Source organism: Mesobacillus subterraneus, assembly GCF_003937825.1.
Classification (GTDB): domain Bacteria; phylum Bacillota; class Bacilli; order Bacillales; family Cytobacillaceae; genus Mesobacillus; species Mesobacillus subterraneus.
In genome coordinates this window covers 124153-143821 of sequence record NZ_RSFW01000019.1, presented here as the reverse complement: position 1 = coordinate 143821, position 19669 = coordinate 124153, and the positions used below count along the sequence as shown (strand labels likewise).

Annotated in this window: 19 protein-coding genes; 17 read left to right on the top strand and 2 right to left on the bottom strand. The window is 40.8% G+C overall.

Annotated elements, in window-relative coordinates; all coding sequences use genetic code 11:
• The first annotated feature begins 80 nt into the window (after positions 1–80).
• The 11 genes from ltaE to EJA10_RS17040 all read left to right on the top strand — a co-directional run bounded on the left by ltaE (position 81) and on the right by EJA10_RS17040 (position 10657).
• Positions 81–1106, top strand: a complete 1026-nt coding sequence (gene ltaE / locus EJA10_RS17085) for a low-specificity L-threonine aldolase (protein ID WP_125481238.1) — start codon at positions 81–83, stop codon at positions 1104–1106.
• 206 nt (positions 1107–1312) lie between these two features.
• Positions 1313–1618 (top strand): antibiotic biosynthesis monooxygenase family protein, encoded by a 306-nt coding sequence (locus EJA10_RS17080; protein WP_125481237.1) that lies wholly within the window; start codon positions 1313–1315, stop codon positions 1616–1618.
• Positions 1615–1983, top strand: a complete 369-nt coding sequence (locus EJA10_RS17075) for a globin family protein (protein WP_125481236.1) — start codon at positions 1615–1617, stop codon at positions 1981–1983. The genes EJA10_RS17080 and EJA10_RS17075 overlap by 4 nt, the downstream gene beginning before the upstream one ends.
• A 16-nt stretch (positions 1984–1999) precedes the next feature.
• Positions 2000–2662, top strand: coding sequence for a cobalamin B12-binding domain-containing protein (locus EJA10_RS17070; protein ID WP_125481235.1), 663 nt, complete (start codon positions 2000–2002; stop codon positions 2660–2662).
• A 181-nt stretch (positions 2663–2843) separates the two neighbouring features.
• Positions 2844–3398 carry an STAS domain-containing protein gene (locus EJA10_RS17065; protein ID WP_125481234.1) on the top strand — a complete coding sequence of 185 codons (555 nt, stop codon included), beginning with the start codon at positions 2844–2846 and terminating at the stop codon, positions 3396–3398.
• Positions 3399–3916: 518 nt separating this feature from the next.
• Positions 3917–5194, top strand: a complete 1278-nt coding sequence (locus EJA10_RS17060; protein WP_125481233.1) for a S8 family peptidase — start codon at positions 3917–3919, stop codon at positions 5192–5194.
• A gap of 191 nt (positions 5195–5385) precedes the next feature.
• On the top strand, positions 5386–6606 hold the full coding sequence (locus EJA10_RS17055) for a tetratricopeptide repeat protein (RefSeq protein WP_125481232.1): 1221 nt from the start codon (positions 5386–5388) through the stop codon (positions 6604–6606).
• Positions 6607–6881: 275 nt separating this feature from the next.
• Entirely contained in the window at positions 6882–7010 is a 129-nt protein-coding gene (locus EJA10_RS23975; protein WP_281274534.1) for a hypothetical protein, read from the top strand.
• 64 nt (positions 7011–7074) lie between these two features.
• Positions 7075–9405, top strand: a complete 2331-nt coding sequence (locus EJA10_RS17050; protein ID WP_342773936.1) for an ATP-dependent DNA helicase — start codon at positions 7075–7077, stop codon at positions 9403–9405.
• A 111-nt stretch (positions 9406–9516) separates the two neighbouring features.
• Positions 9517–10050 (top strand): sigma-70 family RNA polymerase sigma factor, encoded by a 534-nt coding sequence (locus tag EJA10_RS17045; protein WP_342773935.1) that lies wholly within the window; start codon positions 9517–9519, stop codon positions 10048–10050.
• Positions 10040–10657: a hypothetical protein gene (locus EJA10_RS17040; RefSeq protein ID WP_125481230.1), complete on the top strand. Its 618-nt coding sequence runs from the start codon at positions 10040–10042 to the stop codon at positions 10655–10657. Before EJA10_RS17045 ends, EJA10_RS17040 begins: the two co-directional genes overlap by 11 nt.
• A gap of 137 nt (positions 10658–10794) precedes the next feature.
• On the opposite strand, the gene EJA10_RS17035 is transcribed toward EJA10_RS17040, so the two are convergent.
• Positions 10795–11439: an alpha/beta hydrolase gene (locus tag EJA10_RS17035; RefSeq protein ID WP_125481229.1), complete on the bottom strand. Its 645-nt coding sequence runs from the start codon at positions 11437–11439 to the stop codon at positions 10795–10797.
• Between the two features lie 231 nt (positions 11440–11670).
• Between EJA10_RS17035 and EJA10_RS17030 the strand changes: the two genes are divergently transcribed.
• The 3 genes from EJA10_RS17030 to EJA10_RS17020 all read left to right on the top strand — a co-directional run bounded on the left by EJA10_RS17030 (position 11671) and on the right by EJA10_RS17020 (position 13861).
• The gene (locus tag EJA10_RS17030) at positions 11671–12438 is read left to right on the top strand and encodes a MerR family transcriptional regulator (RefSeq protein WP_125481228.1); all 768 of its coding nucleotides are present in this window, start codon (positions 11671–11673) and stop codon (positions 12436–12438) included.
• A gap of 198 nt (positions 12439–12636) precedes the next feature.
• Positions 12637–12915: a YkvA family protein gene (locus EJA10_RS17025; protein ID WP_125481227.1), complete on the top strand. Its 279-nt coding sequence runs from the start codon at positions 12637–12639 to the stop codon at positions 12913–12915.
• A 115-nt stretch (positions 12916–13030) separates the two neighbouring features.
• On the top strand, positions 13031–13861 hold the full coding sequence (locus tag EJA10_RS17020; RefSeq protein WP_125481226.1) for an STAS domain-containing protein: 831 nt from the start codon (positions 13031–13033) through the stop codon (positions 13859–13861).
• Positions 13862–13895: 34 nt separating this feature from the next.
• On the opposite strand, the gene EJA10_RS17015 is transcribed toward EJA10_RS17020, so the two are convergent.
• The gene (locus tag EJA10_RS17015; protein WP_125481225.1) at positions 13896–15638 is read right to left on the bottom strand and encodes an AAA family ATPase; all 1743 of its coding nucleotides are present in this window, start codon (positions 15636–15638) and stop codon (positions 13896–13898) included.
• Between the two features lie 327 nt (positions 15639–15965).
• On the opposite strand from EJA10_RS17015, the gene EJA10_RS17010 reads away from it, so the two are divergent.
• The 3 genes from EJA10_RS17010 (at position 15966) to EJA10_RS17000 (ending at position 19651) form a co-directional block, all read left to right on the top strand.
• Complete coding sequence (locus EJA10_RS17010) at positions 15966–17210, top strand: MFS transporter (protein WP_125481224.1); 1245 nt, start codon at positions 15966–15968, stop codon at positions 17208–17210.
• A 189-nt stretch (positions 17211–17399) separates the two neighbouring features.
• A complete protein-coding gene (locus EJA10_RS17005; RefSeq protein ID WP_125481223.1) occupies positions 17400–17903 on the top strand; it encodes a CBO0543 family protein in 504 nt (167 codons plus the stop codon).
• Positions 17904–17980: 77 nt separating this feature from the next.
• Positions 17981–19651, top strand: coding sequence for a DUF6044 family protein (locus EJA10_RS17000; RefSeq protein ID WP_281274533.1), 1671 nt, complete (start codon positions 17981–17983; stop codon positions 19649–19651).
• Positions 19652–19669 lie beyond the last annotated feature (18 nt).

The following is a 19669-nucleotide window of genomic DNA, read 5'->3' as shown; positions in this document are numbered from 1 at the left end:
AAAAGAAAACTGTTAGTTTTTTGAAGAAGGTGTTGGTACAATAGGAATACACACTTTTACATAGAATTGAGGGGATAACTGTGATTGATTTGAGAAGTGATACGGTCACCAAACCAACTGAAGAGATGCGTAAAGCTATGTACAACGCAGAAGTGGGTGACGATGTCTACAAGGAAGATCCCACTGTAAGGGAATTGGAAGAAACTGCAGCAGAAATCCTGGGGAAAGAAGCTGCTCTATTCGTCACCAGCGGTACCCAGGGGAATCAAATCGCTGTCCTGACCCATTGCCGTCCGGGGCAGGAAATCTTGCTGGAAGAAGAATCGCATATTTTTTATTATGAATCAGGTGCAGTAGCTGCCCTTGCAGGAGTCCAGACAAGGACAGTTCCCGGAAGCAGGGGAGCAATGGATCCGAAAGATATTTTTCAGGCAATCCGTACAGAGGACATCCATTATCCGGAGACGGGACTCATCTGTATAGAAAATACCCATAACAGAGCTGGAGGAGCGGTGGTCCCTGCAGCCAATATGGAAGCGATTTATAGTATTGCTTCGGCTAACAAAGTTCCCGTCCACCTGGATGGAGCAAGATTGTTCAATGCAGCTGCTGCGGCAGGTATCGACGTAAAAGAATTTTCCAAAAGCACAGATACCGTCCAAATTTGCCTTTCAAAAGGGCTGGGTGCTCCTGTTGGGTCGATCATTGCTGGCAGTGAAAAGTTTATCCATACTGCGAGGAAGTGGCGCAAGCGCCTGGGCGGCGGAATGAGACAGGCTGGAGTCATAGCAGCACCAGGTCTGATTGCACTGACCAAGATGAAGGACAGGCTTGGTGAAGATCAGTGGAATGCCAAGGTTTTAGCGGAAGCAATCGAAGAAATACCAGGTCTAAAGCTGGCGAGACAGCCTGAAACGAATATTATCGTAGCAGACGTGGAAGGTCTCAACATCACTTCAAGTCAATTTGTTGACCAGCTAAAAACAGAAGGAGTCATTTCCGGAACTTTTGGACCAACCTTCGTCCGTTTTGTTACCCACTTCGATGTTTCCGAAGACGATATTCAAAAGGCAATTGAAGCAATCGCCAAAGCAGCAAAGCAATAAGATGGTAGCCAGATGATGGATTCATCATCTGGCTTTTTGATTTCTAATTGCTATAGAATAATAGCTTCATCATCTGGCTTTTTGATTTCTAATTGCTATAGAATAATAGCTTTCTATTTCCCTAATCAAATGCCTTATTTGATATGGACTTCCCTTATATGTATAATGAACCTATGTTTTGCCATATTGGCAGGGGAGATGAATACATGTATATCGTTCATTCGACAGTGACAGTACCAGAAGGAAAAGTCGATGAAGTAATCGGCATCTATCAAAATAGATCAAGATTAGTAGACCAATATGAAGGGTTCATTTCCTTCCATTTACTTCAAAACGAACAATCACCTGCAGAACTTACAGTGCAGATTTCATGGGATAAAAAAGAAAGTTATTTGAACTATATAACGAGCGATGCCTATAAGAAAGTGCATGAGCTCGAAAAAAATTATCCAGACCAGGAGCTGGCAACAATCCGTCCTAAGGTCGGACGGTTTAAGGTGGTAGCAGAATGAAACAAGCAATTGTAACAGACATTATTGAAGAAGTTACCGCTGGTATTTATCGAGATTATCCCAACCTGCTTGAAAAATATGGGGAACAGGGAAGGCAAAAATGCAAAGAAGATAATGTACACCATATTAAATATTTGCAAACAGCATTTTCTATGGGGGAAGATCAGTATTTCATCGATTATGCTCATTGGCTCAATGGAATCCTGACCTCCCGGGGAATGAAAACCGACCATTTAGTTGATAATTTCGAAAGACTGAAAGCAGCTTTTGCAAATTTGAAAGAAGAAGAGAGCAGCACTGAATTCATCAGTATGCTTGATTGTGCGATCCTTTCTTTACAGAGGGATGAAAGCAACAGGGAATAGAATGAGAGGTGATGGAATGGAGAAGGCGATAGAGCTTGCACAGCTTCTGCTGCAGGGCAACCAGGATGCAGCATGGCATTTAATAGATGAAGAACGGGTTTCTGGATCGGATAGCCTGCATATATATGAAAACATTCTTACAAAAGCCATGACACACATCGGGTATTTGTGGGAGACAAACAAAATTACTGTAGCGGACGAACACCTTGCCACTTCTACCTGCGACTTCCTGTTGGCCCAATATTTTTGGCATAAGAAAAGGGAAGATCGTACATCGAATCACAATAGGAAAGCAATGTTCCTGTGTGTGGAGGATGAACAGCACTACCTTGGAATTAAGATGGCTAGCCAACTGTTTGCAGAACATGGATGGCAAACAAGATTCCATGGACCGAATCTTCCTCTAGACTATGCGAAAAAAGCAGCGAATGAATGGAAGCCTGAGGTCATCTGCTTATCTTTTTCAATTCTCTACCATGCGGAACACCTTAGTCCCTATATCAAAGAATTAGAAGAGCTGCCATTTCGACCTCAAATCATTATTGGAGGAAGATTGGTCACGCGTTATGAATTCCGGCGTTATGGATCTGACCGAACGGTATTTTTCAGAAGCCTGAATGAAGTAAACGACTGGCTTGAACACCAACCCAATGGAGTGAGATCAAATGTCGGAACATAAATTTTTACCTCAGCCGTATTTTTTAATTAATAAAGAATTCGATATTCTTGAGTTCTCAGATAAAAGCGCAGACGTTTTTGATTTCAGTACAAATTTTTTGGATTTGACAGACTGGGAAAGCCAAGGAAAACTAAAAAACATATTGGGAAATTCGGAGAGCAGGCCGGAAGGAGAAATCATCATGAAAACGAAGGAATCTCCTTACGCCCTTTTTGATATAAGTGTAAAGTGGAACCAAGACGAATGCCATGTGATTTGCATCGAAAAAGATCACCGCCTGGCAGAATTGGAAAGGATTGTCGAAAAACATCGGGTTCGCCTGGCTGAAACCAACCTCGAGCTCCTAGAGAAGAAAGAACAAATTGAAAAAACGCTTAATGAAATCAGGAATCTTTCTTGTCCCTTCATCAGGCTGACCACCCGTGCAGCACTAGTCCCGTTATTTGGTAATCTGGACCATGAGTTGATTCTCCAAAACGGAACCAGGATACTGGAAATGTCTCAGGACGGCTCCTATCTGGAAATTTTATTCGACTTTAATGGAGTTGGTGAATTAACAAATGAGGGAGTGGAAGCCTTCATTGCTCTTGTAAAAGAATTGCAGTTGATGGGGCTCGCTCCATCTATTATAGGAATAAAACCTGCACATGCAATTTACCTTAACTCTGCAGCCTCCGTTCCGGATGTACCTTTTTTAAACAGTCTCAGTAAAGCATTTAAAAAATCTGTCTATTGATCCTTTTACAAGTGTTGGAAAACCAAAAATGAATAGCAAAAAAATGAACACTACGATTAGACCGTAGTGTTTTTTGTGTATCTGGAAATGTACAAAGTAAATGTAAAGCAATCAATTCAATTATGTAGAGGCACCTGGAAAGGACAAATTCCGCCTCATATTTTTACAAATTACTGCATTAATTGAGTATAAAAATGTGCGTTTTCCCAAGAAGACCAACTAGTTTATTTCCAATTCTGGATTTTTAATATAACATCCAAAAGACGAACTTACGTAGTTAGTATTCTTATAGTAGAAACTCATCCAGATGTATTCCATCCAAAGCATCATTTCGATTTATCAGCTGGTAAATTTACCGGTAAATCTGTGCCATATCCCCGGTGTGATAAGCTTTTTCGCCTTAATTTTTCCCAATGATGCAGGCATGGATTTCGGTTGATATAGTTCGAAAATTTGAAATATACTTAACTCGCAGCCAAGACAGCTGTAAATTTTTCGTAGGCGAGAGGAGCAAAAGAATGAAGAAGAAAAGAATACTCGGATCTGCTGTACTTAGTTTGGCAATGGGTGTTTCAATGTTTGCCACAGGGGCTTTCGGTGCCACCACATCAGAAAGCCAGGATACTTATCGAGTTTTGATTCAAGGTCCGAGTGCCGAGAAAGCGAAAGTGGAAAATCAGTATGGAAAGCGTTGGGATTTCGGGAACCAGGGATTTACTGCTGAAGTCAACAGCAAACAGTACCAGGCTTTATTGAACAATAAGAATCTCAAAGTATCAAAAGTTGAAAAACATTCTATTGATTCACGTGTTGAAAGCAATGGAAAAGGAAATGGCAAGGGTGATTACACCATCCAGGCTTCCTATCCATCAGACCAGACACCATGGGGAATCGAGGCCATTTATAATGACAGTACTATTCAATCGACAACGGGCGGAGATGGAATCAAAGTTGCTGTCCTTGATACAGGGATCAATCGAAACCACATCGACTTGAGCGGAAATGTAGAACAATGTAAGGACTTTACACAATCAACACCTCTGGTTAACGGTTCTTGTGTTGACCGTCAAGGACACGGTACACATGTTGCTGGAACAGCGGTCGCAAACGGCGGCAGCGACAAAGCAGGTATCTATGGTGTGGCACCGGATGCTGAGCTTTGGGGATATAAAGTTTTAGGTGACAATGGATCAGGTTACTCTGATGATATCGCAGGTGCGATTCGCCATGCGGCTGATGAAGCAGTACGTACTGGTTCAAAAGTAGTCATCAATATGTCACTTGGGTCAAGCGGCAAGGATTCAATGATTGCCAGCGCTGTTGACTATGCATACAGCAAAGGTGTCCTCGTAGTAGCTGCTGCTGGAAATAGCGGTCCATACGCCAATACGATTGGATACCCTGGTGCACTGGTAAATGCCGTCGCTGTTGCGTCACTTGATAACGCATTCGTCAACGGTACTCACCGAGTATCTAACTTCTCTTCCCGCGGAAACCCGAATACGGATGGAGACTACTACATCCAGGAAAAGGATGTTGAAGTTTCAGCTCCTGGCGGAAGCATCTACTCAACTGCAGTAGATGGAAACTACGCGACTATGAGCGGTACTTCAATGGCAACTCCGCATATTGCAGGCCTTGCAGCGAAGCTTTGGTCTTCAAACAAGTCTTGGAGTAACGCACAGCTGCGTTCGGAAATTCAGAGACGCGCAAAGCTTTATGATATCAAAGGCGGTACGGGTGCTGCTACGGGAGACGACTACGCTTCCGGTTTTGGATTCCCACGAGTTAAGTAATTTCATAGTCTAACAAACAACAACTATGCCAGCCATCCGGGTTGATTGATCCGGGTGGCTTTATTTAATGGAATGGTGTAGTATATTAAGAAACAATTTAAAAAATATAGAATTTTATAAAAATAGTTCTTTTGGACTGTTTAAAATGTTTAAAAAGATGGTAGATTAAAAAGAAAACGGTAGGTGAACGTATGCAATTTGGACCACTAATTAAATTCTACAGGATTCAGCAAGGGCTCACGCAAAAGGAACTGGCTAATGGCATATGTTCAGTTCCCCATCTTAGCAAGATCGAAAGCAATTCAAAGGAAGCAAACGAAGAAACAATGGGTCTCCTGCTCGAAAGACTTGGCGTCAACCTCGCCTCGATCACCGAAAACGAAGAGCAGATCAAGCAGCTGGTAAGTGAAGTGAACGAGAAGATTGATTACTTCCTTGATGAAGAAGCAGTTGAGGTCATGAGTAAGTTAACAGAGTTTGAAGGAATCATTCCATTTAGTACAAACCTACATACATATGAACTTACTAAATTTCGGTATTTAATTTTCAAAGGTATGTTAACAGAAGCAAAATCCCAGTACGAATTACTGAACAAACAGAAGAAAATATTTTCCCAACCTCAATTGGCTTTATTTTCCTATCTCTATGCTGTAATGTTATTAAAGAAGAGAGTTTATAAGAAAGCAGACAATATTCTAGATGCAATCAGCAGAGAATCTAAAATTGAAATATCAACTGGAGAATTACTTTATCATCGGGCTCTTGCTAAGACCTCACTGGAGGATTTAGGATATGCTATCTACTATGGAAAAATGGCTTTGCAGGAATTTATGGAAGAACATAACTTCAAAAGAATACTTCATGTACTGATGTTACTAGGAATTAATTATACCCATTCAAAGATCTATGAAGAAGCTCAGGACTGCTATAAACACCTAATTAGGAACGCTGAAATTTTAAAAGAATACACATTGTTGCCAGAGATCTATCACAACATGGGATATCTTCAAAAGAAATTGAAGAATTTTCCCGAAGCCATTGTATTTTTTGAAAAAAGTTTATCACTTCAAACCAAAGGAACCCCACATTACTTAATAACTCTTTATTCGATGGGGGAAATCTTTTATGAAATGGAAAGTATTGAAAAGGCCATGGGTGCATTCCAGGAAGTTTATCAATTGGCAAAAGACTCGGATAACCGTAAATATAGGATCCTAGCAAATTATTATTTAATGACATTGGAGTCACCAGAAAAATCACTTGCTTACTCTGAAACAAAAGTAATTCCGTATTTAGAGGAAAGCGATGGAAAGAGTGAAGAATTAATTTGGTTTTACAAAATGCTGTCAAACCACTATCGCCAGATAGGACGGTTTGATCAAGCAGTAAAATATATTGAAAAAATCAATTAATTGGAGGAATGGAATCATGAAGAAAAAGTTATACGCTTTAATGACAAGTGCAATGGCTTTAGGAGTTTTAGCAGCGGGTATGCCGCCAATTCTACCTCCAGTATAAAAAGCACCAAAAAGGCCTTTTTTAAGGCCTTTTTGTTTTTTTACCCGGAAAAGTTGGGAAAATTTTCACCTCGTTAGAAGACCCCCAGAACCCTCATATAATAAACGAACTATTTCACGAAGCCGGACAATCATAATTGGAAGGCTGAAAACAATTGAGGAGGTTCGGTATGGGCACAATTAGCATGGATATTGACGAGCTGTTGGAAGAGACAACTGAAATTGCTGAAGATGACTTTTCTTTTGCGCTGAACCCGATTGAGATTGACAGGTTACTTGAAAATACACGCCATTGGTAAACATACAGATCCGTTCCAGTCATTGCTGGAGCGGATTTTTCTTTTTATGGAAGCGGTAGAACATATGTACTATAATGAAACTAAGAATCTTGATGATGGGCCAGGTGTGAGAATGAACTATGAAATTAAAATACCGGTAAGAGCTTTGGCTGAATATGTATTTAAAAGCGGAAGCATCGAGTCTGGATTCAGGACAGCCACCTCATTCACCGAAGGCTCGCGAATCCATCGAGAAATACAAAAATCATACAATGAAGCTGACCTTAGTGAGGTATTCCTTAAAGCAGAAGTTGTCTATGATGACATCCGTTTTATCATTGAAGGACGTTGCGATGGTTTGCTTCAATCCGGAGATCGGATGAAGATTGATGAAATCAAGTCGACTTCCATTGATCTTGATTATATAGAAGAGCATTCAAATCCTGCTCATTGGGCACAGGCGGAATGCTATGGATACATGTATTTACAGGAGAATGAACTGGAGCAGATTGATATTCAGCTCACATATATACATAAATCCACTGGAGAAAAGAAACAGTTTGTGCGTACCAAAGCACGCAGGGAACTTGAAGATTCCATGATGTATATGATTGCTGAGTTTGCACCTTATGCCAGGCTTCGTTTTGAGCAGGAACTGAGAAGGAATGCAAGCATTAAGGACATGCCATTCCCTTTCAAACAGTACCGAAAGGGTCAGCGCCAGCTGGCAGGTTCCGTATACAAAACGATTCAGGAAAGCAAAACTCTATATGCCAGTGCTCCTACTGGCATAGGCAAAACGATTTCGACCATTTTTCCGTCTGTAAAAGCGATTGGAGAGGGTCATCTTCAAAAACTCTTCTATTTAACAGCAAAGACCACCACCCGACAGACTGGCGAGGAAGCCTTCCGTCTTATGGCCGATTGTGGCCTGCGGATGAAAGTCGTGACCATTACGGCGAAAGACAAAGTTTGTTTTACAGGCGAGGGCAAGTGCAGCAAGGATTATTGTGAATTCGCTGATGGCTATTACGATCGAATAAACGAAGCGGTACTTGATATTCTTTCAAATGAGGATGCATTAGACAGGAAATGCGTAGAGGCATACGCACTAAAACACAAGGTATGCCCATTCGAATTTTCCCTTGACCTGGTCTATGCAGCTGATGCGGTTATATGTGATTACAATTATATTTTTGATCCAAAAGTATCATTGAAAAGACTGTTTGATGAGCAAAAAAGACAGACCGCACTCCTGGTGGACGAAGCTCATAATCTTGTTGACAGAGGAAGGGAAATGTACTCTTCCTCATTGGAAAAAGCACCGTTCCTGCAGCTTAAGAGAGATTTTAAAGTCAGAAACCCTGCTATTTACAAGAGCGTTAAAGTTTTGAACGACCACTTCATTAACATCAGGAAGCAGTCTGACAGTTCTAAGTCCATTTTTTTCGATGAGCCAGTGACTGAGTTTAATGCTGCTGTCTCCGATTTCATTCAACATGCAGAAATAGAACTTCTCAAGGGGAATCATGAAGAGCTGTTGCTGGAAACCTATTTTGCCTGCCAGAATTGGCTGAGGATAGCCAAGCTTTTTGATGAACGATATATTCTTTATGCTGAGGTCCAGAAGAATGAAGTAAAGCTAAAACAGTTCTGCCTTGATCCGTCCCATTTGATCAGACAGGCTGGCAAGCACTTCAAAGCTCGTATTTTCTTTTCTGCCACGTTAAGCCCAATAAATTATTTCAAGGATATGCTCGGTGGTGAGGATGGCGATTATATCGCGTACATTCCTTCACCTTTTTCTGAACACCAGACGGACGTAATCGTTCAGCCTTTATCAACCAAATTTAAAGATAGGGAAATCTCAATAAAACCGATTGTTAGATCATTAACAGACATGGTCCGAACCAATCCGGGCAACTTCCTGGTTTTCTTTCCTTCCTATCAATATCTTCATTCAGTTTTGGAGGAGTGGCATATTGCGAACGAAGAAATTCCAACAATTGTCCAGAGAACAGGCATGACTGAAGCGGAACGAGATGAATTTCTCCAATCCTTTCAACCGGATATCGAAGGATCCCTTGTAGGATTCGCTGTTCTCGGCGGAGTTTTCTCAGAGGGAGTCGATTTAAAAGGAGATCGGCTGAATGGCGTCATTGTCATTGGGGTCGGGCTGCCTCAAATTGGCCTTGAGCGAGATCTGATCAAAAAACATTTTTCCTCAGCAGGCAAAAATGGATTTGATTATGCCTATGTCTTTCCTGGCATGAACAAAGTGCTTCAGGCAGGGGGGAGGCTTATTCGATCAGAAAATGACAGAGGCACAATTCTTCTGATCGATGACCGGTATCTCCAGCGTAAATACCAGGCACTTTTGCCAGATAAATGGAGAAACTTCACCATACAAAACTGACAGACATCCTGAATTCAGACAGGATGTTTTTTTTGAAAAATTTTTTTGGAGGAAACGAAAGCCAAATTGGCCAAACTTCCGTCTAATGAATAAGAACGGATAACCAAGGGGGTGCATCAATTGCTGAAATTAATCAATAAAGCCCAGAAAGGCAATGACCGAGCCTTTTTAGAGCTATTCCAGCATTATGAACAAGAAATATATCGTATGGCATTTGTTTATGTAAAAAACCAGAATGACGCTCTGGATGTGGTCCAGGAAACAGCTTACCGCTCCTTTAAAGCGATCAAAGACCTTAAAGAACCGAAATATTTTAAAACATGGCTGATCAGAATTGCGATTAGCTGTTCGCTGGATATCCTGAGAAAAAGGAAAAAGGTCATACCATTAAAACCTGAATTTGACGAATTTATTCCCGCAGCCGTGGATGAGGATTTAGTCTCTGCTATATCACTGAAGGATTTGATTGAAGGATTGCAGGAAGAAGAAAAAAGCGTGATTCTTCTAAAGTTTTATCAAGGATTGACGCTGAAGGAAATATCTGAAATGCTGCATATTCCTTTAGGAACAGCCAAGACGACTCTGTATCGGGGATTGAACAAGCTGCGAAAAATCATGGAGGGAGATGAAGCAAATGAGCAATAATATCCGACAGGAAATCAATAAAATAGAGATACCAGCAGAATTGAGCACGAGGAGCAAAAAAGGGATTGAAAGAGCTAAAGCAGAAATGCCTTCAAGATCCGAGAAAAAATGGTATTTTCTCGCTGTTCCAGCGCTTGCTGCAGCATTGCTGTTTGCGATTGCAGGACCCGATCCTTTCGGGTATGATGTCATCACCATTCAAACAAGCCATGCTTTTGATGTTTCCGATTCTAAGAAACTCGTTGGCTGGGCGGATGATGTGTTTATTGGAAAGGTCATCAAGAACGAAGGAACCAGGGATGATGACGGGATGGTAGAAACCCAGTTCAAGGTAAAGGTATCACATAACATCAAGGGGGACTTAGGTGGAGATGTGATCGTCAATCAGCAAGGTGGATACACTGGCAACACTCTTGTCCTCGTTGAAAATGATCAACTGCTAAAAGAGGGGGAGCAATACTTATTTATCACCAGACATAACACAAAGGGTGATTGGCATACACTGGTTCCGGTCTACGGTGATATTTTGATTGAAAACGATCAGCACAAAGATGCATTAATCGCGAAGTATCGAGATGCCTATGAACAAGAAATCCCATTTGAATAGAAGGCAAAAGCCCAAAATGTCTATTTGGGCTTTTACGCATTAAAAAATACATGTATCTTTTCCTTCATCATGTGCCTATTTTATTCAAGCTGTCAATGTATGTGTCCACTGGCGGCTCATTGTGGTCCCCCAATACATTAAAAATCGTTTATTTCTGTCATAACCTTCTTTAGGACATCTATAGATCCAACAGGATCATCGGCGTAATTCAGACTATGCTCGGTGCCAGGAACGAGCATGGAAGACATCGTTTTTTTACTAGTAAGTTTCTCGTATTTCTCCTGTATAAAACAAGAATCCTGATCACCTATTATACATAGCCCTTTCTGGTTGGATGATAGCATTTTCTCAAAAACCAGATCCAATTGAAGAAGAGGAGTCAACCATATGTACTTTGCATCATAGAACTCCTGTCGATCAGCTAATGAAGCTAAAGCAATCGTGCCGAGAGATTTGCCAATCAAAGCATAATCAGTATATTGTGAATCTGTCAGTACTTGATTCAGTACTGTATTAACATCGACCGATATTTGCTTGATCTGTTCGTCCAGACTTAATGATTCTGATTGCTCAGTAGTATAGTCATAATTAATATGGAGAACATCGTAGCCTTTATTTAAGTAGATCCCTGTTGAATAATGGAAAAGTGGTCCTTGAACCGTATATCCTCTTCCTGGCATCATGACTGCCAGCCCGCGGGATTGCTTCTCCTGTTTGAACATCTGATAGTTAACCGGAAGGTCCAAATATCCATCAACTGACTTTTTGATTATCTTAAACATTATGATTCCCCCATAAGTTTTCTTCATTATACAGTAAATTATTAGATTTGGAAGATTTTTCTGTAAAATCGATTGTTTTTATTCGATTACTGAAAGGATAAATGTTAAGCCACTTTCAACAAGATATTAACCATAAAAAGATTATGTAAACAAAGTTTGAAAAACATATACTTAACTATTGACCCTAACGCAACGTAATAGTTTACGATTGCTTTATGGAGGTGACCAGGTTTGTATAAGGTAAAAGAAGTAGCAGCCATTACTGGTGTCAGCGTTCGGACACTCCATCATTATGACCGCATTGGCTTGCTTGAACCTGAAGGGATAACTTCTTCAGGTTACCGGCTCTATTCAGAACGTGACCTCGAACGCATGCAGCAAATCTTGTTTTTTAAAGAAATGGATTTAAGCCTGCAAGAGATCAAGGAAATACTTGAACGGCCGGATTTTGACCGTCATGACACATTAAGAAAGCACAAGGACTTGCTTTTAGCGAAAAAGAAACGGCTTGAAGAAATGATTCAGACGGTGGATAAAACTCTAAGATCCATGGAAAGGGGATATAAAATGGCTGATAAGGATCTGTTTAAAGGGTTCGACATGACAGAGATTGAGGAACACCAAAAGAAATACAGCGAAGAGGCAAAACAAAAATACGGAAAAAAAGCGGTGGAAAAAGTCGAGGAACGTACTTCTGGCTATTCGCCCGAAGACTGGGGTGATATCCAGGCTAAGACAGAAGAAATTTATAAAAGAATCATAGCCGGAATGGAACACGGACCAGAGAATCCTGAAGTACAGCGCGCAGTAGCGGATTGGCGCCAGTCTATCACGGATCATTATTATGACTGCACGCTCGAAATTTATCGGGGTCTTGGAGATTTATATGTCAATGACCCCAGATTCACCAAAAATATTGACAAATACCAGACAGGTCTTGCAGCATTTTTTAAAGATGCCATCCATTTTTACTGTGACCAGCAAGAAAAAGATGCATAAAGATTCAATCAGCCTTCAATTATTTGAAGGCTGATTTTATTATCATGGAACTTTATAAGCTCTTTTTCGTAATAATATACATGGTTTACTTGTCCACCCCTTAATTAAATCAGCAGTTAAAGTGATCGAGTTTAAAATATCAGGAAAGAGTGAATCTAAGTAAAGAGTTGATGTTGCGTAAAAAAAGGAGAGACTACTATGAAAAAATTCTTCAAGAGAATCAGACTGATCTTCAAGGTTAAAAGATTCGTTCCTTTTTTAATTGAGTTTTTCACTTCAGTCAGGGTACCCCTCAAGCAAAAATTGATATCAGCTGGATTGATCATTGGGTATTTCCTTTTGCCATTCGATTTGATTCCAGACTTTTTAACGCTGATTGGCATTGTCGACGATGTAGGAATCCTTCTGATTGTCCTGCAGCAAATCATAAAATTGGCACCAGACGATTTAAAGGAAAAGCACAAGCTAGAGGACTGAACTCGGTGCATCCAAATTTTTGTTATGGTATACATTTTGGTATAATTCTTAAAGAGGGCTGGATAGACAGCCCCTTCTTACTGAAGATAGAAGATCGTACTTGGAGGATTGCAAAATGCATCTAAATCAGGCTTTATATACATATTTTAAAGAGAACACCAGGAATTTGACTGAGGAATGGTACCGTAGTATTGATCAATCCGCTACCGCAGGAGTATATGCAGCCAGCGACCCAAAAGTGGTCGAATCCTTAAAGGAACAGAATCATGAATTTCATCTTCACTTTATTGAAGTCTTCAGGAAAAATGAGGAAGACTTTTTCAAGGATTTTGAACCATGGATCATTGAAATCGCGAGTGATATTGAGCATATTAATACACCGATCCAGTATGTCATTAGAGAATTCAAGAATGTCAGAAATCAATACTTTGACTATGTAAGGAATTTTGCAATGAAACATCCTGAAATAACGCGAGAAGAAGTAGATGCATGCTATGATATCATCCTGAAAGAAATGGATGAGGTTATTTTACGATTCATCGAGGCCACGTATAAATACTCGCAAAAAGTTCTGAAAGCACAGCAGGAAATGATCAATGAACTGAGTGCTCCTGTCATTTCTCTGAGCAATCATCAAGGATTGCTTCCTTTGATTGGCGATATTGATACTTCAAGGGCAAAAATGATTCTCGAGCATACACTTAAACAATGTGCACAAAGAGACATCCATCATTTATTTGTGGATCTATCCGGGGTAGCCATGATCGATACAATGGTGGCCCATCAACTATTCCAGCTTTTAAATGCTTTAAAGTTAATTGGTGTAAAAACGACCCTGTCGGGAATAAGGCCTGAGATTGCCCAAACAGCAGTACAACTCGGCCTCTCCTTCAATGAAACCGACATTAAAAACAGCCTGGCACAGGCACTTTCAAAAAATAATTAAAAGGCTTTCCAAATCGGAAAGCCTTTTTACATTTCTATGCCATCATATATTCTTCTTCTCTGAAACCCGCTTTATCCTGGACAATTCCATCGACCTCTGTACCTTCTAGTGTTTCTTTTTTCAGAAGTGCTTCTACCAGGTTTTCAAATTGTCGCTGATGAGAATTGATGATGATTTCCGATTTTTCCAGGGCATCATCAAACAGTTCCTGCATCTTCGTCTCTTTTAAGCCTTTGCTGAAGGTAAGCGAGAAACCTTCCTGCAGCAAACCTGTATCAACCATTTGTTCAATGATTTGTTTTGCTTGCTGTACATCACCGCTTACTCCGATACTGTGCTCACCAAGGAACATTCTCTCAGCAACACCGCCAGCCAAAATCATCGCAACCCGGTCGATCAGGTCACTATGCGTTGAAAGCTGGAGTTCTTTCGGAATAGGAGCAACATAACCAAGTGCCTGGCCTCGGGGTATGATCGTTGCCTTACGGACTGAACCCGGTTTTGTGACAGCTGAAACAAGAGCATGTCCAGCTTCATGGATCGCAACCCTGTGTTTTGTTTCAGGATCCTGCAGATTGCGGGACGTGCTTCCGAGGATGGTACGGTCAAGCGCATAATCAATATCACTCTTCGAAATGAAGTCCTGGCCATTTCGAAGTGCGCGTCTGCTCGCTGTTTCAAACAGGGAGTTCAGTTCGGCTCCGGAAAAACCTGAAGTGCTTTCAGCCAGGTCGTCGAGTGATGATAAAACATCTTCAGAAAGATTTTTCCCTTTAATATGGATGTCAATGATTTCTCTTCTTCCTTTTGTATCTGGAAGGGGAACATTAAACGAGAAGTCAATACGTCCCGGACGTAAGAATGCATCATCCAGCATATCTTTTCTATTTGTCGCGGCAATGAACAAAATGCCATCATTTGCATGTCCGCCATCGAGCTGGACAAGAAGCTCTGTCAATGTCTTTTCGCCTTCTTCGCCGCCGTGAGGCTTACGCTTGCCAGCAAGAGCATCAACCTCATCAATGAAAATAACGGCTGGACCTTGCTTACGGGCACTTTGGAACAAGCTGCGGACACGCGAAGCGCCAACACCGATGAACATTTCGTTGAAAGCAGATCCACTGGCAGAGAAAAAGTTTGCATTCAATTCTCTTGCGATTGCCTGGGCAAGCAACGTTTTACCTGTACCAGGAGGTCCGTAAAGCAAAATGCCCTTTGGTGGTTTGATACCCGTTTTCGCAGATTTTTCCGGGTTCTTTAAAATGGAAAGGGTCTGAATGATTTCCTCTTTCATTTCATCCTGAAGTCCGCCAACATCATTCATTGTAATAGAAGGAAGCGGACTTGGTTTAGACAGGCTGTTCTTCATCCTGTTGCCGGAACCAATACCGCCCGTTTTTTTCTGGATCACGAATGCGGTTGCCAGTAACAGAAGGATGACACCGCCAAGAATCCATGCTCCATATTTGCTGTTATTCGTATATTCATAGCTGATATTACTTTTTTCTACTAATTTATCTACCATTTGGCTTCCAGGAGGGACTTGGGAAACAAATGTTGCATCTTTCGTTTCGAGGATTAGGGTTCCATCCATTTTTTCAGTCAATGTGGCTCTTTCGCCATTAAGACTCTCTATCGTTTTGACCATGGAGGCAAAAGGGACTGATACCTTATCTTCAGTATTTTGAACGACTAAAGTCGCTGCAATTGTCAATATAACCATAAACGCCGCAAATAGCGGAAGGATCTTAGAAACAAGTTTCGGATTTGAATTCATGCTTTCAGCTCCTTATCGATTCTATCTACCATTATAAGTAATATGACTATGATATAAATGGGTAAATGGTACTTCTGGCAGTGGTAAATATATGAAATTAGTAATCTAAAGGTTTAGATAGGCTGTAAACCCGGGTATAATGCAGGTTTCCCCCTAACAAGTTGGGAAAATTATTGTGACCAAAGTGTGACAATCATCATTGATGGAAAAATATTGAATTTTTACCCTCATACCTACTTGAAACTTTTGGAAGGGAAAGATAGGATGAGAAGAGAATATGTTAGGTAATATTCTGACAACTATTGTCTATGCTCAGGAGGGGTCTTTTTGAAGGGGTGGAAAAATCCCATATTATTGATTCTCGGAATAGGGATTTCAAACATTGGTAACTGGATTTATTTTGTCGCTATTAATTTATTGGTTTTGAAAATCACAGGATCAGCAGCTGCCATCGCCGGATTATTCATCATTAGACCATTAGCTGTCCTTTTGACGAATACCTGGGCTGGAAGTGTAATAGACAGGGTTAATAAACGAAAATTAATGATTTACATTGATATATTACGCGGCATCCTGATCGCCATCATTCCTTTTTTTACGTCATTGGTGCCAATATACATTATCATGTTCCTCACAAATGTAGCAGGGGCATTCTTTGGTCCAACATCGGAAACATACATAACAAAACTTGTTCCACCAGAAAAGAGGAAAAGGTTCAACTCGATATTTTCTTTTGCGACTTCCGGAGCAATGCTGGTGGGTCCCAGTGTCTCTGGATTGCTGATTATGTACGGAAGTATTAATACAAGCATTTATATCAATGCTGTCACATTCCTCTTCTGTGCTGCAGCGATCTTCTTCCTGCCGGATGTTGATAAAGCAAAGCAAAGCGAGCAAATCCGGGATCCGATCACACTCAAGATGATTGCTGCAGATTGGCAAGCTGTTGCTGCGTTTGGAAGAACGGCAACAGGATTTATGGTAGTTTTCTTGATTTTTCAGTTCATTACCTTAATCTCATTTGCCCTGGATTCACAGGAAGTAACCTTTATTCAGCAAGTAGTCGGGTTATCAGAAAAAAATTACGGTTTGCTCGTCAGTCTTACAGGCGCAGGATATGTAGCCGGCTCTTTTGCAGTGACAGCACTAGCTAATAAGCTTTCGGTAAGGACGCTTTTAGGACTCGGTTCGATCCTCTCTGTTACTGGTTATCTGATGTTTTATGTCGCATCATCAGAAACCGTCCCTTTGGCGGTAATCGGTTTTATCATCATCGGCTTTTTCTCACCTTTCTCATTTACCGGGTATACGACTTTCTTTCAGAATAACGTTCCGGTAGACCTGATGGGAAGATTCAGCAGTGCATTTGCATTTTTCCAGGCAATCTTTCAAATTGTCTTAACGTTGCTGTTGGGCTATCTAGCAGAACTGATCAGTTTGCAGGCGGTAAGCATAGGATTTGCGGCAGCCGGCATTTTGCTGACATTTACACTTACTTCGATTGTATATCTCCAATCGAAAAAAAATCTGTTTGTTCTCGAAGCCGAGGCAAATCTTACTGAAAAAGGATAAATAACGGCTGTACTGGAATCGATGCCAGTACAGCTTTTTTTGCATTCCTCCTGATCATTTCATATTTAATAGTGGCTTAAACTGACTTTGCAATACATAAAAAGTCTTTTAAAAGTTGAAAATACAATGGATTGAAAAATTGGAAATTACATGTAAGATGAACCTGGTTTCGAAAAGGAGAGTGAGAACTTGTTTCATGCAGCTATTATTACAGGCGGCATCATCCTTTCAATAAAAAGAGGGAAATGGCACAAGTGGAAGGAGTTATTGCCAACATTTTATTACTGGGCTTTATTTAGCTGTTTTTATGAATATATTGCCTTAATGGGTAACAAACATTTATGGCAATTTGACAAGAGTTTCATCAGCCTTTTTGTGACCGAAAGCATGTATACCTTCTTTTTTTATCCGAGCATGATCATCTTGTTTCTGGGAAATTACCCTTCAGATACTACGAAAAAAATCTGGCATTACATCAGGTGGATTTCTATATCCCTGGTGATTGAAGCTCTTGCCCGGAAATTGGGTGCAATTAAATTTGACCACGGATGGTCAATGATCTGGGAAGTTTTTTTCTACAGTACGATGTACCCGATGCTTCGTCTTCATTATAAGAAGCCCCTGGCGGCTTTAATACTATCCCTGTTCTTTGTCATTTTTTATTTGATGGTCTTTGATTACCAGCTTCTTTAATCTCGTCAGTAATTGGAATAGTTTCAATGAATTTGCAAATGTTAAGATAGCAAATAAGTAATATGAGGTGTACTGATTTGTCTTACTTGCAGGATAAAGAGCGAACATGGATTGTCCTTGCATTAATGGTGATTGCCCTCTTTTTATCCCCGTATTTCATTTTAGGTGAAAATGCTCATATCCGAGTCCATGACAATCTTGACTCGAACCTGGCATGGTATAAAGTACTGGCAGAAAGCGGTCAGATTGCGGGATCGGTAAAATCAGAGATTCCCCAGATTATCAATGGTCTGCCAAGGAACGCCATGGGGACAGAATACAGTTTGATTGTCTGGCTGTATGTCTGGTTTCCGACAATGGTCGCCTATGGCATCAGCCAGGCTATTACAAGGTTCATTGCATTCCTTGGGATGTATTTACTTTTAAAAGACCACTATATTCAAGAGTCCAGTCAGAGTTTTATTCGAGTCGGTGCAGCCCTCGCGTTCGCACTGACTCCTTTTTGGCCCTCCGGAATGCTGAGTACGCTTGGGATGCCTTTGGCACTCTGGGCTTTTTTGCACATAAGGAACGGGAAAGGAGCAGGGTTTCATTACCTTGCTTTAACTCTATTGCCATTTTACTCGAGTATTGTTTTGGGGTTTTTCTTTTTCCTGACGGCAATGGGACTGTTTTGGCTGACAGATGTAATCCGCGGAAGAGGCTGGAATTTGCGGTTCTTGCTCGCCATTGCCTATATGACACTTGTTTATCTGATAACGGATTACAGGCTGGTGTATTCTTTTTTGTTTGACAATGTCCCGAATAGCAGGGACGAGTACTTCCATGCCAGGTTGACATTCTGGCATTCGGTGAGGCTGACAATCAAAAATTTCATCCTGGGCCACACCCATGTGATGACCATTCATACCTTAATTATTCTTCCAGTCACTATTGCAGCATTGTTTCTGATTTGGAAAAGGAAAAGGTGGAAAGAGAAGCGAACATTCGTTTTCTTGTTTTTGCTGAATATCATATTGTCCGCATGGTACGCTTTTTGGTTTTATAAGGGGTGGCTGCCGTTAACCAAGAGGTTCCACTTTCTCGATACATTCAACTTTGCACGGTTCCATTTTCTGCGGCCGCTGGTCATTTACTTGCTGTTTGCAATTGGCCTGAAAATCATCTGGCACGAAAAGATCTTAAGGCGAAGTGTTCCATGGCTGATATCCGCACAAATCCTTCTGCTTCTGATGACAAATGAGGAGATCGTTTACAAATCGAAGCCAAGTGTTAAGGAATTTTATGCAGTACAGCAATTTGAGGAAATCAGGAACTATATCGGGAAACCGCAGGAAAGCTACCGTGTTGCGAGCATTGGACTCCATCCGGCCATAGCGCAATATAATGGCTTTTACACACTGGATACCTACAACAATTTTTATCCATTGTCCTATAAGCACCAATTCAGGGAAATTATCGAGAGTGAACTGGTTAAGAATAAGAGAATCAGGGTTTATTTTGACGAGTGGGGAGGCAGGTGTTACCTGTTTACCGATGAATTAGGCAAACACTATATGTTCAAAAAGAACTCGAAAAAAAGGATCCGCAATCTGCAATTTAATATGGAACCATTTAAACAAATGGGCGGGGAGTATATCTTTTCATCCATCCCGATCGAGAATGCAGCAGAGAACAATTTAGTGCTCAATAAAGTTTTCACATCAAAGGCTAGCGCATGGAAAATCTATCTTTATGAAGTTTTATAGCAGCAAGGAGGACATCTT